Raw genomic sequence first — 16,416 nt, forward strand, 5'->3', positions numbered from 1 at the left:
CACCGCGACGACCCCGCGCCCGCCGCCGTCGGCGGGCACCCAAAGCGCCAGCCGCCCCGGCTCGCGCGAGTCGACGGTCACGTCCGTGGCGCCCGGCGCGGCGTCGGCCAGCGCCACGGTGAAGGCCCCGTTCCTCGTGGACACCGTGAACTCGCCCGCCGGTCCCGCCGGAGCCACCTCGGCGACGCCGGCGGTCTGCGCCAGCCTGCCGAGCCCGGCCGGCGAGGTGTCCAGCCCCATCGGGCCTCCCCCGTTGAGCAGCCTCGCGAGCCGGCCCAGCGGCTGAGGGGCGGCCGGAGCCCGCGGGCCGGTTCCCCAGGGCGGCGCGGGCGGGGTGTGGCCGCGGCGTTCGAGATCGGCCGCGATGGTGTCTATCGCCTCGGCCAGACGCGCGCGCGTGGCCGGGTCGGAGGTCGCGTGCCACTTGCGCGACAGGTGGGCGTGCTCGTTCAGGCGGGGGAGCAGGCAGTGGTCGGTGCCCTCGGCCTGGTGTTCCGACAAGGAGGTCCTGATGACGCCCTGCGGCGCGCCCGACGCCGCGGCCAGCGTCTCCTGCAGGACGTGCGAGAGCTCGTGCACCAGGACCGACGACACCACGTCCGGGTGCACGCGCGGCCAGAAGCGCATGATGTGCGGGTCGTCCGGCGTGCCCGCGCGCAACTCGGTGGAGGCGTCGAGCCCCTCGCCCGGTTCCCCGATCAGCACGCGGACGTGCTGGTCGGGCGCGGTGGGGGCCTGGACGGTCATCATGTCGCCGTGCCAGGCGACGTGCGCGGCGGCGCCGCCCAGGTCGCCGAGGGTGATGTCCTGGTTGCGCAGCTCGTCCAGGGCCACGTCGGGAACCCCCTCGGGCCGGGCCGACCGGCTGAAGAGCGTGCCCTCGATCGCGGGAGAGGGCACCGTGGCGGGCGTCACCCCCTGGGCGATGCTCCCGCCCGTCGTCGGGCTCGCCGCTTCCCGGTCGGCGGGCCACGCCGACTTGTCGACGTCGGTGGGCAGGGCGCCCCGTGCCATCAGCTCGGCCCTGACCTGATGGACGAACGTGCCGGGCTCCACGGAGTTCATGAAGACGTGGCGCAGGTCGACGCCCGCCTGGTCGGCGGCGTCCAGCAGCATGGGCGGGAGGGTGGCGAACGCCTCGGCGAACTCGCCGTCGGGCCTCTCCTCGCTGTGGACCGAGCCGTCGGGGGCCGCCAGGTACCAGTGGATCCCGTCCGCTTCCCGGATCGCGACCCGGGCCACCATGCCGCGTTCGCGGGCGGCCAGGCGCGCGTCCTGCAGGATCTGGATCAGACCGGAGCGGCCCCGGGCCGGAGCGAACCAGAACGTCGCCAATCGGTGGTCGACCGGCGGCGCGAGCCGCACATTCGCCTCCACCCGGGAGCGCAGCTCCGCGATCTCCTCCTCGAAGAGCGTCACGTCGATCTCGCCGCTGGTGGCCCCCGCCATGTGGACGGGATCGCCGACAGGGTGGTCGTTGCCGTCCCGCAGCCGCGCCACGTGCTCGAAGGTGAGGTCGTAGTCCACCCTGAGCCGGACGACGTAGGCCTTGGCCTGCTCGAACTTGCTGCGCTCGCGGCGCGCCCCGTGGTGGTCCGACACGCTCTCGGACGCCTGCTCGCCGGCCCGCACCCCGCCGTCGAGGCCGGTGTCGCCGTCGTTCATGCTGCCGCTCGCGCCGACGGGCAGCGCGTGGCCACGGGACACCGTCGCGTTCTGGGCGTCGGCCGCCCTGTCGACCTCGCCCTTCTCCGCGTCGAACGGTCCGGCGATGATGGTGAAGTCCGACAGGCGGGTCCGGATCGTGACCTGCGCGCCCTGATCCTTGAACTTCTGCCTGGCCACCGGCACGACGAGGCCGGCGGGCCCCGCCATCCGCTCGAACCCGGTCAGCAGGGCGTCATGGGACAGCCGCTTGACCAGCTCCGAGCGGCGTTCCGCGACCGTCGCGGCACCCACCATCTTCGAGAACTGCGCGGTGATGATCTCCAAAAGGGTGGGTTTGCCGGGGTGCTCCCGCAGCCTGTCCGGGAAGTGGCCGGGACGCAGCTCGACCAGCCGGGGATCCGTCGTCATGGTGACCGGCCCCGGATCCTCCGCGAGGAGCTGGATCATGCCGGTCGGGATGCGCCGCACGAGTACGGCGCGGTACTTGACCGGGGGCGCGACGCGGACCAACCGCCGGATCGCGTCGGCGGCCCGACGGGCCGCGGACCGGAACCTGCCCGCGCGCACCGGCCTGCGGGTGACCTCGATGACCAGCGTCATCTCCTGCCGGACCCGGTTGACGCCGTTGAACTGGGCCATCCGCTGCAGCCGCGTACCCTGCCGGTTGACGGAGCCCGAGTACGAGCGCCCCCGGTCCGTCGACACCCCGACGCCGTGGCCGTCGCCGTTGTCCGCGCTGCCCTGGTTCAGGCCCGCCGAGTAGGCGCCGTTGTACGACTCGGAGTGCGACAGGTCGGTGTAGCGGTAGCGCTGGACGATGACCCCGGCCTGCGAGGTGTGCGTGAGGAACGTGCCCCGGCGGGAGTCCTCCGGGTTGTCGTACACCAGCCGGGCCGTGACCGTCACCTCCTCGGCCTGCGAGGTCTGCGCGCCGACCTTGACGTGGTAGCTCTTCTCGTAGCCCTGCCGCGACCACATGTCGGTGACGTGGATCAGCGCGGCGTCGCTGGAGAAGTCGACGCTCAGCTCGTCGGCCAGGGTCGGGCTGCCGTCCACCGCCTCGGGGTAGGCGGCGCGCACGGCGTTCAGCACCGCGTCCATCATGTCGACGGGATTGCCCTGGTCGTCGGTCAGGTCGAGCGACTCCGCCGTACCCAGGCCCACTGTCCTGTCGTACATGGGCGCCACCACGACATCCCTGGAGCGGTCGATCAGGTCCGCCGCCTCGCTCAGCGTCTGGTCGAGCTGCTGCGCCTCGTTCCCCTGCTGGGCCGTGCCGGCCGCCGGGCCGAGGCCCGTCAGCTCCTGGATCTTCTCCAGCAGGGCTTGCGGGGTGTGCCGCGCGGCGTATCCCACGTCCTCGCCGGCGGCCCGCGCCCTGGCGACGTCCATGATGTACCGCTGGACCAGGGGCACGGCCATGCTCGGGTCGAGCTTCATGCTGCCGTTGAGGAACCGCTCGACGGCGTCGCCCACCAGGGGGCCCGGCAGCGGGAGCTCGCCTTCGGCGTACATCACCAGCGCGTCGTCCTCGGAGAGCAGGTACAGCCCGGTGCCCTGGGCGTTGGCCGTGCCGTTCTCGCCGATGGGGACCCGGTCGCCCACCGGCAACGCGTCCGCCGCGCTCTCCGAGCCGGTGAGCGTGAGGTCCACGGGGGCCCGCAGGAGGATCTGGCGGCCGAAGTCGATCGAGAGCCCCTCGTTGCCCCAGATGTCGAGGACCGAGGTGGAGACGGAGGTGCCTCCCGACCGGGAGGGCAGCGAGAGCGAGCCGCCGTCGCTCGACGCGCCGCCATCGTCGAGGTCGGAGACGTTCGTCGAGGCGCCGACGGAGTGACCCGACGACCCGCCCCAGGACACGCCGGCGCTGCCGAGCCCGAAGAGGATCTCGCCCTTCACATGGTCGACGACGCCCAGCACCTCCATGTCGCCGACCTCGCCCGTCACCGTCATGGACGACTGGGTGGGCAGGCCTCCGGGCCGGACGGCGAGGCCGGTGGTGAGCAGCCTCGTCAGCATCCTGGGGTGCGAGACGAGGTTCCGCACGCCCAGGACCGCCCTGTACATCTGGTACGCCACCGAGTCCGGGCGCATGCTCCGCGGCAGTACCTCCTTCGCCGCGGCCTCCAGGCTGCCGTGCATGTCCAGGTGGACGAGCTTCGCCCTGGACAGCACCTTCTGCGACACCTTGCCGATGGGCGCGGGCGCCGAGCCGTTCTCCTCGGGGAGGAGGTCCGCCGCGAACAGCAGCCTGGCCGAGCCCCTGCCGGACGCCAGATCGATCGTCTTCCCGTTGTGCACGAGATCGACCTGCAGGTCGTGGCTCAAGGAGAAGATCGCGACCGGGCCGGTGCTCTCGTGCAGGCTCACCACGTTGACCGTGCTGCCGACGCTCGAACCCGCCGTACGGGTGCTGCTGCCGCCGGCGTTGACCCCCACCTCGTGCGACAGCCCGTCGTGCCCCTTGCCGGGGCCGTCGCTCTCGGCGACGGAGGCGCCGCCGCCGTACGTCCTGGACTGGCTGACGGCCCGGGCCGAGGTGTCGGAGCCGATGTCGAGGTTGACCACCGTCTCCGAGTCCGTGTAGCCGATGTAGCGGTACTTCTTGAAGTCCTGCTTCAGCGAAATGTGCAGCATGTGGTGCTCAGGGTCGCCGTTCAGGTCGTGCGTCACCAGGTCGACGGTGATGCCCTCCTGGGCCAGGGTGTCGTAGCCGGACCTGATCCGGTGCTCGGACAGCTGTTCGGTGACCTCCTGCAGGTTGAGGATCTGGGCGGCGCGGGCGAGCGGGTTGGCCGCGTACTTCCGGACCCCGTCTACGGTCTTCGGGATGATGCCGCGCTCGGCGAGCTGGTCCATCACCTTCTTCCTGACCGGGTCCAGCCCGTCGATGTCCTGGACGAGACCGGGGCCGACGCCCCGCATCTGGCCCGGTTCGTCGCCGAGCCACGAGGGCAGCTCGGGCTTGCGGCCGGGGGGAGGGCCGGGGCGCGGGTCGCCACGCAGGACCTGGTTGCCGTCCGCGTCGAGCAGCGGCCGGCCGTCGTGATACACCAGCGCCGCGTGGTCGACAGGCAGGCCGAAGCGGTAGGCGGCCGATTCCCGCATGCTGACCACCGCCGTGCTGCGCACCGGCCGGAGGGTGACGGGCGGCTTGCCGAACTCCTCCACGATGAACGTGGTCTCCAGCGCCAGCCGGTAGGCCTGCTTGGGGCTGGTCTTCCGGTGCACGCTCGGGTGGATCGCCTGCTGGTTGGCGGTGGCCGAGTAGGACCGCGACGCCGCCCTGGAGCCTCTGACCCGCGGGCCGATGCTGGGCTCGTAGCTGCCGAATCCGTCGACCTCCTGCAGCGCGGGATGGTTGAACCCGGCCGAGACGCTCGCTTCCAGCGACCCGCCGGACGACGCCCCGCCCGGCGTCGCGGCGAAGTCGACGAGCACCTCCTCCTCCCACTCCTCGGCGCTCGCCCCGCCGAGCGGCTCGCTCGCCACCAGCACGACCCGGGTCTCGGCGCGTACCCTCGCGTGCGGCTTGCCGCCCCTGGTGAAGACGCGCTCCAGATCGCCGTTGACCGCGTCGCGGAGCCGGTGGGGCAGCTCCTCGGTCACGAAGGTCCGCAGCTGGTCGTGGGGGACGGCGCCGACCTGGTCGTAGAGCCCGCCCAGCGTCGCGGCGATCGTGTCCAGAGCGCCTTCCAGGCCGGTCATGCTGGTGAGGACGTGGTGGGGGAGCTTGGCGTTGCGCTTGGCGTCGTCGATCCAGGCCAGTTTGCGCGCTGTCTGGTCGGTGAAGGAGTGTGAGACCCACAACCGCTGCCCGGAGGCGTCGCCGGGCGCGCCGGAGTTCACGACGGTGGCGTCCTGCCAGCCGTCCGATTTCGGCGTGCGGATGTCAACGGTGTACGTCGCGGCGGCGTCGAACAGCAGCGACTCGCTCCTGTTGTCGGAGACGGAGCCGCCCTGCGCGTACGTCCCCGCGCCGCCCGTCGCCGACCAGTTGCGCCCGGCCGCGACCCCGACGCCGACCGCGAGCAGCTCGGTCACCGTCCTGGCCCACTCGCCCTCCGGCATGAGCTGCGCCAGGACGGCCGTGTTGAAGCCGAGGGGCAGCCCGCCGCTGCCGGACTCGGTGGCGGTGACCGTCCGGCCCGCCTGGAAGAACAGGCCCACCATCGTCTCCGACGCCTTGACGTTCTGGTCGAGCACTTCGACGAGGTCGGAGAGGGAGAGCCTGACCCGCACCTCCGCCGCCTTGCTGCCGCGGCCCACCCGCAGCACGACGCCGTCGGGGGAGACGAGCTTGTGGAAGTCGGCGCGCAGGGCGCGCTCCAGCTCGTCCGTGCTGAACTGGTAGCCGATCGTGTTCTTTGCCAGGACCTTGTTGACGGCGGTGGTGAGAGCGGTGAGATGGGCGAGCGGGCCCGTCGGCATGGCCGCGGACAGGGTGTCCTGCTGCGGCAGCGCCGCTGACAGCGCGTCCAGATAGCCCTGGTGGCGCCGCGCGGCCTCGGTCGCCAGCGATCGCGCGATGGAGGCCATGCCGACCTCGCCGGGCCGGGAGGGCGGTCCTGCCCGGCGCATCGCCGACAGCAGTTGTTCGTAGGTCTTCCTCGTCTGCGTCGCCTGCGCCAGGGCGGGGCCATACGCCCGCGCGATCCTGGTGTGCCGCGCCTGCGTGGCGCGGTGCGCGCGGTTCTCCTGCCGTGCCTTGCGCGCCCGCTCGAAGCGGCCCCGATCGTGCTGCTTCAATGCCTTGCGCGCCTGCCGCGTGGCCTGGCGTGCCTTCTTGCGCGCCGCTTCGGCGCTGTCCGTCTTCGACCGGATCTGGATCTGGAGCGCCTGCTCGGCCTGGACCAGCGCGTCGATGACGGCCTGCACGTCCTCAAGGGACGGGTTGGGGCCGAGTAAGGGGGTTGCGAGGGACGGCCGGGTGCCCTGGGTGGCCGCCCACGGCGGCAGGGGCGGGGTCTGGCCGCGTTCGCGCAGCTGGCGGGCCACACCGTCGATGTCGACGGCGAGGAGCCGCTTTTCCGGGAGCGTCTGGGCCTGGTGCCACTTGCCGGCCAGCAACGACAGCTCGTTGTGGAAGGCGGAGACGCACGCGTCCTGCGTGGCCTCGCCGCCGCGTCCGCGCCGTAGGATGCCCTGCCGTCTGCCCTCACCGGCCGACCGCACTTCCTGCAGTGTGTCGGTGATCTCGTGCAGCCAGACCCTGGACAGCTGGTCGGAGGCCACGCGGGGGTTGAAGTGCACCAGGTGGGCGTCGTCCGGGCTCCTGCCGGACCTGACCTCGGTCTGGCCCATCAGGTCCGAGGGCAGGCCGCCGATGACGGGGCGGAAGTGGTGGATGCCGTCCGTCTCCGTGTGGACCGCCAGCGTCCGGCGGCCCTCTGAGTCCGTCGACCAGGTGAAGCGCTTGACGCCCTGGTCGAGGAAGTGGCGGGCGAGCCAGTTGCCTATCGAGCTCCGCACCTCGTCGAGGTCCAGGTCCGGGCCCTGGCGGCCGTCGGTCACGTACCTGGTGCCGGCGATCGGCCGCGACGTGACCGTCCCCGGCTTGCTCGTGTACGCCGGGGCGGCGGGGCCGTCGTCGGGCGCCGGGGCCGCCGCCGCGGTGCCGGTCGGCTCCCCGGCCTGGGCGATCGTCAGCAGGGCGGTGGCCTCGGCCTGCAGGTCAGAGACGTCCGAGACCTCTTCGGCCCGCATGTCCAGCGCGGAGCGGATGCGGCTCATGGTGGCCGCGGAGATCGCGCGCACGCCCTCGGCGGTGGAGATGAGGAGGTCGCCCTCCGGGCCGACGACGGCGTTGGGGAAGTTCGTGGTGAGCGCGCCGATCAGCGCCGTACGGGCTCGGACGGCGGCGGGCACGGGTTGACCGGCCGGGGCCGACCCGTCGAGGGAGGTGACCGGGTGCCCGGAGCCGTCGTCGGCGAGCGTCGTCGAGCCGGCCGCGGCCTGGACATCGGGCGCGGTCTGGGCGTCGGGCGCGGTCTGGCTGTCCGGCTGGGCGGGGCTGTTGTCGGGTTGGCCCGGGTTGGCGTCGGATTGGGCGGGGCCGCTGTCGGGCTGGGCCGGGTCGGCATCGGGTTGGCCGCTGTTGTGCGGATGTGCCGGGTTGGCGTCGGGCTGGGCGGGACCACTGTCGGGCTGGGCCCGGTTGGCGTCGGGCGCGGTGGTGCCGTCCGGCGCCTGTCCCGTCGGCGAGGGCTGCTGCGCGGCGTCGTCCTGGTCGGGTGCCGCCGTACTCGGGTCCGCCTGGTCCGGGCCGCCGTCCCTGGAGCCCCGCCGGTGCGAGGCGGCGTCCGGCTCAGGCGCGGCGGGGGCGCGCCGGCCGTCGCCGTCCCGGCCGCCGTCGGCCCTCGGGGTCGCCGGAGCGTCGGGCCTCGGGGCCGCCGGTGCGGTCGCCGGCCCGCCCGACCTCACGGTGGCGGGCGCCGCGGGATCGGGCTGGCGCACGGTCGCGGGCGTGCCGGGCTGGGGGCCGCCGTTCGTGGGGCCGCCGCCCGTCGTGTTCCCGTCCGCCGTGCCCCCGGGAGGGCCGCCCGCCGCTCGGCCGGCGTCGGTGTGCGCGGCGATGTCGTACGCGGAGGCGAGAGAGGTGACCGGGTGCGCCAGCGCTGTGTAGACCTCGGGATTGAACGGGCTGATCGTCCCGGTGCGTCCGGCGCCGCCCATGAAGCCGCCCAGGAGGGAGTCGGCCGTGAACGGGTTCTGCCACTGGTCGTAGACCACGCCGTTGGCGATGAAGCTGCCGGCCGGGGAGGCGATCGTGTTGGTCAGGCCCGTGGTCAGGGCGCGGCCCGCGAAACCCGGCACGTGGCTGGTGACGTGGGACACGGGCCCGGCCAGCGCCGTGCCGAAGACCGCGCCGCTGCCCGCGCCGATGATCGAGGCGGCCGACTTGTTCACGTCCCAGTTCTGTACGGTGCCCATCTGGAGCTGCTGGTACTGGGCGGCCGCGTCGATGAAGAACTCCTCGCCGATCTCCTCGATCAGCTCCCGGCCGATCGGCGAGGCCAGCAGCCTGGCGATGAGGCCGCGTCCGGTGGCGCCGTTGAGCGCGGTCACCCTGGCCAGCTGCCGCACGCTCAGTTCCCTGCCGCCCAGGGTCATGAGCCTGACGAGGATCCGCGTGATGGCCGCGCGGGCCCCCGCCGCGTACGGCCCGATGATCGCGGTGGAGGAGCCGGCGGTGAAGAAGGCGACGAAGAGGGCGATCGCGATGGCCACGACCGTCACCCAGAAGGCCACGTTGATGGAGAGCTTGGAGTACTGCGTCTCGACGGCGAAGTTGCTGGCCTGCTGCGAATAGGCCCGCGCGTTCCCGGACACTCCGGACAGCCCGCCCTCGTGGCCGTACAGGAAGGTGGCCCTGGTGACGAAGTTCGCGGTCGCGGGCGAGACCCAGCCGTCCAGGAGGACGCGCGTGGCCGCGCCTGCCGCGGGCGCGGAGCTGACGGATCCCTCGGCCAGGTTGTCGTACGCCGCGGACAGCTTCGACAGCCCGCTCTCGCTGGCGCCCGGCCATTTCTGCCCGGCCGACAGCAGGGGGATCAGCCAGTAGACGACCCAGTCGGGCAGTACTTCGGTCTCCCACACGGGCAGGACGTCGCTGTCGATGCGGACCGCGGGTCGCTGAGCGGCCAGGCCGCCGCCGTTCTGGCTGCCGGAGCCGTGGACGCCGGTGCCGGCGTTGACCGTCACGTCCTGGGCCTCAGATCTCCCGCACCAGTCCGGCCGCCATGTCGCGCTTGATGTCGAGATCCATCTTCAGGGTGTTGTCGACGGCTGTGCGCACCCCGCATCCCGCGGCGGTGATCTGCTCGGCCAGCTTGGTGCACTGGAGGAGCATCTGGTTGGGGCCGTCGTTGCGGAAATGGGCGGCCCTGAACGCCTCTCCCTCGGCGCCGGGGCCCCACGGAGCGGCGTCGAGGGCCTCCTGGACCTGGGCGACCAGCTTCGCCGACTCGCGTTCGAGGTCTTCGGCCATCGCCGACCACTCGGAGAGCCCACGGTCCACGTTGGGCTTGATGATCTGCGTGCCGTCCCAGAGTCTCATCGTTCACCCTCCATCCGCTCGGCGAGCTGCGCCAGGGCGGTTTCGACGTCGCCGTCGAGGTGTGCGTCGAGCTCCGCCCGGGGGATCACCGGTTCGAGGATCTCCGTGATGCGCTCCCTGGCGCCGGCCGCCGCCCGCTGAGCCGTCTCGACGATCGTGTCGGCCAGCTGCCGTGCCTCGGGGCGCCGGTAGATGCGCGGATCCAGGTCGAGCCGGACGAGCTCGCCGCGCGGGCCGACCGTGACCGACACCAGGCCGTCGCGGGACTTCTCGGTGACCTGGACCGCTCTGGCCTGGGCATGCAGCTCCATGCCCGCGTCCTGGATCTGCCGGAACATGTCGCGCAGCTCGTCGGCGTATGCCCTCATCGCCGCCGAATCGGGCTGGTCGAGCGACTCCATGACACCCCCTGAAGCCAGGCCTCCCCTACGGGAAATCCTCTTACGAAACTTCCACGTTTCTAGTTAGTTTCCGTCACATGAACACCATGAGACAAGACTGTGTTCAAAAGTGTTGTTTCGCGACATTTAGTGATTCGGCGTGCTCGTGGAGATCCGTCACCTCGGCCCGGGGCACCCACAGGCGGTACACGCCTCGCTCGACGCGCTCCAGCCCGAGCTCCACCGCCGCGGGCGCGGACCCGCCCAGGTATTCGAGCAGCAGCCGCCCGTCACGCTCGTCGTGCACGTGGAACCGCTCTCCCCGCCAGGTGCACACCGTCGTCACGAAGTGCAGGGCCGCGCACTCGGACACGGGCACCGGGCGTACGTGGCAACCGGGCTCGACCTCCTCGAACCCGTCCGCCGGCTCGGGGCTGCGCAGCCGGATCCACAGCTCCAGGGAGTGCGGCTCGGGGCTGGCCACGTAGTCCACGCCCTGCCAGCGGGCCCGGTAGAAGTGCCAGCTCATGCCGCCCGCCTCCCGATCAGCAGCCACCGCCCCAGATCGCCGTGGTAGATCGCGCGCCGGTGCTCCGTCCCTCTGGAGGTGAGCTCCCAGATCTCCGCGCCGTGCGGCAGGCCCACGCCGTACACCTTGTACTCGCGGATGACGTGATCGACGTTCGGCACCAGGCCCATCCCCACGAACGGCGGCTCCTCGACCACCCAGCCCGCCACCGCGGCCCTGCGCTCCTCGTCGGTCCCGCCGTAGGGGGTGCGGTAACCGGCCAGGCCCACGGGGCGCCAGCGCAGGATGTTCAGCGAGCCGTTCTCGGTCAGCAGGTCCGGCTGCCCCAGCGCCTCGGCGAGCACGACGGGCGTCGCGATGTGCGAGACGTCCAGGGCGTGATGGCAGTAACCGGAGACGCGCGGCTCGCCCCCGGTCAGCAGGTCATGGAGGGCGGCGGGGGACAGCAGCTTCTGCACCGCCGGCACCCCCGAGGCGGGATCGAGCGTGAGGTCCTGGAGCAGCGTGGGCACCGCCAGCCTGGCCACCGTCCCCGACTCCAGCAGGAAGGCGGCCGTCAGTCCCGGATTGATCGCCAGCCCCCACCGCGGGTCCGGCCAGCCGGCCGCCAGCTCGACCAGCGACAGGACGCGGCAGTGCGTGGCGACGCCCCCGGTGGCCAGCCGCATCGCCTCCACGGAGGTGTAGGCGAGCAGCCACGTCCGCTCGGCGTCGGCGGCGGTCGCCCATGCGGGGGCCTCGGTCCCGGCCGCCGCGGCGGCGGTGATCGGCAGCGCCAGGTCCGCGTCGCGGAGCAGGCTCAGGCACAGCGCGCCCTGCCCGTCCCGGTGCGCGGCCCACAACCGCTCCTCGAACGGCGTGGCCGGTTCGTGATCACTCGACGTCATCCGCCCAGTTTGCCGGAGCGGACCGCGTCAACCCAGGGCGTGATCCAGGTTGAAGGCGGCGCTGATCAGCGCCAGGTGGGTGAACGCCTGGGGGAAGTTCCCGAGCTGCTCCCCTGAGCGACCGATCTCTTCGGCGTACAGGCCCAGATGGTTGGCGTAGCTCAGGATGTTGTCGAAGACCCGGCGGGCCTCCTCCACCCGGCCGGCCCTGGCCAGCGCCTCGACGTACCAGAACGTGCAGATCGAGAACGTGCCCTCCGCGCCCTGCAGCCCGTCGGGACTGACCTCGGGGTCGTAGCGGTAGACCAGCGAGTCGGAGACCAGCCCTTCGGCGAGCGCGTCGAGCGTGGACAGCCACTTCGGGTCCATGGGCGAGACGAACTTGGCCAGGGGCATCATCAGCACCGACGCGTCCAGCACGTCCTCGCCGAAGTGCTGGACGAAGGCGTTCAGCGTGCCCGAATAGCCGTCGCGCATGATCTGGCGGTAGATGCCGTCGCGGGCCTCGCGCCAGCGCGGTATGTCGGCCGGGAGCCCGCGGTGGATCGCCATGCGCATGGCCCGCTCGATGGCCACCCAGCACATGAGCCTCGAGTAGACGAAGTTCTTGCGCCCGCCGCGGGTCTCCCAGATGCCTTCGTCCGGCTGGTCCCAGTTGTCGGAGACCCAGTCGACCAGCGTGCACAGCTCGTCCCAGCGGTCGCTGGAGATGGGCTGGCCCCATTTGTCGTACAGGTAGACCGAGTCGATGAGCGCGCCGTAGATGTCCATCTGGAGCTGGCCGGCGGCGGCGTTGCCCACGCGTACCGGGGCCGATCCGCGGTAGCCCTCCAGGTGGGGGAGCTCGCGCTCCGGGAACTCGACGCGGCCGTCGATGCCGTACATGATCTGCAGCGGGCCCGAAGGGTCGCCGCGGCCGAGCGTGACGTGCTTCGACAGGAAGCTCATGAACGCCTCGGCCTCCTCGGTGAAGCCCAGCCTGAGCAGCGCGTACACGCAGAAGGCCGCGTCGCGCACCCACACGTAGCGGTAGTCCCAGTTGCGCGGCCCGCCGATCTGCTCCGGCAGGCTCGTGGTGGGGGCCGCGACGATGCCGCCGGTCGGCGCGTACGTGAGCAGCTTCAGCGTCAGCGCCGAGCGGTGCACCATCTCCCGCCACCTGCCGCGGTAACGGGAGCCGGACAGCCACGACCGCCAGAACCGCACCGTGTCGGCCAGCTCCTGCTCGGCCTCGGCGAGCGCGCACGACTTCGGGCCGAGCCCCACGTCTGTCCGGTCGAGGGCGAAGACGGCCTGCTCGCCCTCGGAGAGCGTGAACAGCGCCCGCACGTCACGCCCGTCGCTCTCCAGCGGCACGGTGGAGGTCAAGGTCAGGGAGAGCCCAGATGACTCGAACGTGGCCCGGTCGTCGTGCATGCGCACGGTGTGCTCCCGCGCGCCGTAGTCGAACCGGGGCGCGACCAGCACGCGGAACGGCAGCGAGCCGCGTACGCACACCAGCCGCCTGATCAGCCGGTGCCGGTCGGCCTCGTGCGTCTCCTCCTCGACGACCGGCATGAAGTCCTGGACCTCGGCCATCCCCTCGTCCGCGAAGAAGCGGGTGACCAGCACGTTCGTGTCGGGGATGTAGAACTGCTTGGTCCGCATGTCGAGGTCGGCGGCCAGTTCGAAACAGCCGCCCCGCTCGGTGTCCAGGATCGAGCCGAACACGCTGGGCGCGTCGAAGCGCGGGCAGCAGTACCAGTCGATCGTGCCGTCCGTGCCGACCAGGGCGACCGTCCGCAGGTCGCCGATCAGCCCATGTTCGCCGATCGGCAGATATCCCATGACATCAAACTAGACCCGTCAAGGTCGGCGGTTGCCAAAACATCCGGCAAGGGATGTACTGCGTCGTGGGTCCGGACGGCCTCGGGGAGATTGCCACGATGGATTTCTCGATTCTGGGATCCTTGCGCGTACAAGGCGCAGAAGGGCCCGTTCGGCTGAGCGCCAAGCAGCGCGCGGTGCTCAGCGTCCTGCTGCTCCATCCCAATGTCGTGATCTCAACCGAGCGCTTGGTCGCAGCCGTCTGGGACGACCCGCCGCGCTCGGCGGTGGCGAACCTCCAGACGTACGTCTCCCAGCTGCGCCGCGTCGTGAGCGGCACCGCCCTCCGCCTGCGCACGGAGCCCTCCGGGTACGCGTGCGAGCTGTCGCCCGGCCAGCTCGACCTGCTCGCGTTCGAGGAGGTCGTACGCCGGGCGCGGCGCGCGCGGCAGGCGGGCGAGCACCAGGCCGCGGAGCAGGCCTACAAGGCGGCGGTGTCCCTGTGGCGGGGCAGACCCGCCGAGGACAGCCGGCTCGGCGGCGCGATGGAGCCCAGGATCGCCGAGCTGGAGGAGCAGCTTCTCCTGGCCAGGTCCGAGTGGATCGACGTCCGGCTGGAGCTCGGCGGCGAGGACCTGGTGGTCGAGCTGCGCACGCTGGTCGCCGCCCACCCGCTGCGCGAGCGGCTGTGGGCCCAGCTCATGCTGGCCCTGCACAAGACCGGCCGGCGCAGCGAGGCGCTCGACGCCTTCCGCCAGGCCCGCGCGGTGCTCAGCACCGAGCTGGGCATCGAGCCGGGCCGCGAGCTGGCCGACCTGCACGCCGCCCTGCTGGCCGGCGACCCCGCGCCCAGCGCCACGGTCGCCCCGCGCGTGCCGCTGTGCCAGCTGCCCGCCGACACCTCCGACTTCGTGGGCCGCAAGGCCGAGCTGGACGAGCTGCTGCCCGCCGCGCGGGCCCGGCCGGAGCGGATGTCGCCGCCGATCGTGGTCGTGTCGGGGCTGCCCGGAGTGGGGAAGACGACGCTCACCGTGCACGCGGCGCACCTGTTACGCGCCGACTATCCCGACGGGCAGGTCTTCCTGCGGCTGGGCCGGGACGCGGCCGGCCCGCGGCGGCCCGAGGACCTGCTCGGCGAGCTGCTGCGCTCGCTGGGCGTGGACGGCACGCTGGTCCCGGGGCCGCTGGAGGAGCGGGCGAGCCTGCTCAGGCAGCGCCTGGCCGACATGGCCGTGCTCATCGTGCTCGACGACGCCCAGGACGAGACGCAGGTGCGCCACCTGCTGCCGGGCACCGCGCGCAGCTGCGTGCTGGTGACGTCCAGGTCGCGGCTGCCCGCCCTGGAGGGGGCCACCCAGCTGCAGCTCGACCTGCCCGGCGAGCACGACGCCCGGCTGCTGCTGGAGCAGGTGGCGGGCGGGGCGCGCTTCCGCGCGGCGCCTGAGGCCGCGCGGGCGATCCTTAAGGCCTGCGGGCTGCTGCCGCTGGCGATCAGGGTGGCCGGCGCGCGGCTGGCGATCCGCCCCTCCTGGCCGGTCGGCGTGTTCGTCAGCAGGCTCGAGGACCGGCGGCTCGACGAGCTGATCGTGGGCGGGCTGGACGTGCGGGGCACGTTCGGGGAGAGCTACGCGGCCCTGCCGGAGCCGGCGCGGCGGGCGTTCCGGCTGCTCGGGCTGGCCGACCTGGGGAGCATCGCCGAGTGGTCGGCGGCGGCCCTGCTCGGCTCGTCCGGGCTGGAGGCGGACGCGGCGCTGGAGACGCTGGTCGCCAGGGGGATGCTCGGCTCCGGCGAGGTCGACGGGGCGGGGCAGCCGCGCTACCGCCTGCACGACCTGTTACGCGTGTACGCCGAAGAGCGGGCCCGGGTCGAGGACGACCTGGAAGAGCAGCGGGCGGCCCTGACCCGGCACGTGCTGGAGTGCCTGCGCCGGCTCAGGGCGGCCACCAGCGACCTGCCCATCCCGACGGCGCCGCCGTACCCGCAGGCGGAGGCGCCGGCCGGGGCGGGCGACGGGGTGGGGATCGCGTGGCTGGCCGCGGAGCGCAGGACGCTCGTCCACAGCGTGTCGGCGGCCGTCGAGCTCGGGATGGCGGAGGAGGCGGCCGAGCTGGCGCACCACCTGTCGGCGTACCTGAACCTGGAGGGGTTCTTCGACGACGTGGAGCGGCTGCAGCGGCTCGTGATCGCGGCGGCGCCGAGCGAGCGGATCGCGCTGCGGGCCGAGCTGCTGCTGGCCGCCGTGCCGCTGTCGCGAGGGGTTTACGGGGCGGCGGGAGAGCACTTCCGCCGGATATATCAGGACTGTTTGCGGATCGGGGACGCGCACGGGGCCGCGTACGCGCTGATCAACCGGGCGGCCTGCCTCCACGGGGCCGGGCTGTTCGAGGAGGGGCTGGACGACGCGTACCGGGCCATCGCCCTGCTGGAGGAGCTGGGCGACGAGGGCGGGCTCGACTACGCCTGGACGTGGCCCGTCTACATCCACATGGAGCTGGGCCGGTACGGCGAGGCGGTGCGGCTCTGCCAGGAGCGGCTGGCCAAGGCGGGGGAGGACCGGCGGGCCCGCGGCGACCTGCTGCGCGCCCTGGGCACCGCCTGCTACCTGCGCGGCGAGGTGGCCGAGGCCGTGTCGCGCTACCAGGAGAGCCTGGTGGTCAGCGAGACGATCGGGGATCGCGTCGCGGCCAGCAAGGTGCTGCGCAGGCTCGGCGAGGCACTGGGGGCGCTCGGGCGGTTCGAGGAGGCCGTGGAGGCGCTCGACCGGGCCAGGTCGCTCTTCCGCGAGTGCGGGGACGGGCTGGGGGAGGCGCTGGCCACGTACGCGCTGGGCGAGGTCCGGCTGCGGCAGGGACGCGCCTCGGAGGCGCTCGGCCTGCTGGTCACCGCCCGCGACGGGCTCGGGCCCGGCGGGCCGCCGACCTGGCGGGCCCGCGTGCTCAGGGAGCTCGGCCGCGCGTACGCCGAGCTGGGGGAGCACCCGTGCGCGGCGGCGGTGTGGCGCGAGTCGGCCGAGCTGTTCGAGAGCGGGCCGGAACGGGCCCAGGTCGAGGCCTTCCTGAGCACGGACCGGGACTGACCTGAGGGTG

At 72.7% G+C, this 16,416-nt stretch carries 6 protein-coding genes and 1 pseudogene; 1 reads left to right on the forward strand and 6 read right to left on the reverse strand.

The window, feature by feature from the left end; all coding sequences use genetic code 11:
* The 6 genes and pseudogenes from ACFKCF_RS32590 to ACFKCF_RS32615 all read right to left on the reverse strand — a co-directional run.
* Window positions 1-9,372: pseudogene (locus ACFKCF_RS32590) on the reverse strand (hypothetical protein); the annotation flags it as partial.
* A gap of 10 nt (window positions 9,373-9,382) precedes the next feature.
* Complete coding sequence (locus ACFKCF_RS32595) at window positions 9,383-9,727, reverse strand: hypothetical protein (protein ID WP_394499104.1); 345 nt, start codon at window positions 9,725-9,727, stop codon at window positions 9,383-9,385.
* Window positions 9,724-10,128 carry a YbaB/EbfC family nucleoid-associated protein gene (locus ACFKCF_RS32600; protein WP_394499105.1) on the reverse strand — a complete coding sequence of 135 codons (405 nt, stop codon included), beginning with the start codon at window positions 10,126-10,128 and terminating at the stop codon, window positions 9,724-9,726. The genes ACFKCF_RS32595 and ACFKCF_RS32600 overlap by 4 nt, the downstream gene beginning before the upstream one ends.
* A gap of 103 nt (window positions 10,129-10,231) precedes the next feature.
* Entirely contained in the window at window positions 10,232-10,636 is a 405-nt protein-coding gene (locus ACFKCF_RS32605) for a hypothetical protein (protein ID WP_394499106.1), read from the reverse strand.
* The gene (locus ACFKCF_RS32610) at window positions 10,633-11,523 is read right to left on the reverse strand and encodes an SseB family protein (RefSeq protein ID WP_394499107.1); all 891 of its coding nucleotides are present in this window, start codon (window positions 11,521-11,523) and stop codon (window positions 10,633-10,635) included. Before ACFKCF_RS32610 ends, ACFKCF_RS32605 begins: the two co-directional genes overlap by 4 nt.
* Window positions 11,524-11,550: 27 nt before the next feature.
* Window positions 11,551-13,350, reverse strand: coding sequence for a glycoside hydrolase family 15 protein (locus ACFKCF_RS32615; protein WP_394499108.1), 1,800 nt, complete (start codon window positions 13,348-13,350; stop codon window positions 11,551-11,553).
* A 122-nt stretch (window positions 13,351-13,472) separates the two neighbouring features.
* On the opposite strand from ACFKCF_RS32615, the gene ACFKCF_RS32620 reads away from it, so the two are divergent.
* Window positions 13,473-16,406: a BTAD domain-containing putative transcriptional regulator gene (locus ACFKCF_RS32620; RefSeq protein ID WP_394499110.1), complete on the forward strand. Its 2,934-nt coding sequence runs from the start codon at window positions 13,473-13,475 to the stop codon at window positions 16,404-16,406.
* The last annotated feature ends 10 nt before the right edge of the window (window positions 16,407-16,416 follow it).

The organism is Nonomuraea sp. JJY05 (assembly GCF_043496855.1).
In the GTDB taxonomy this organism is placed as follows: Bacteria; Actinomycetota; Actinomycetes; order Streptosporangiales; family Streptosporangiaceae; genus Nonomuraea.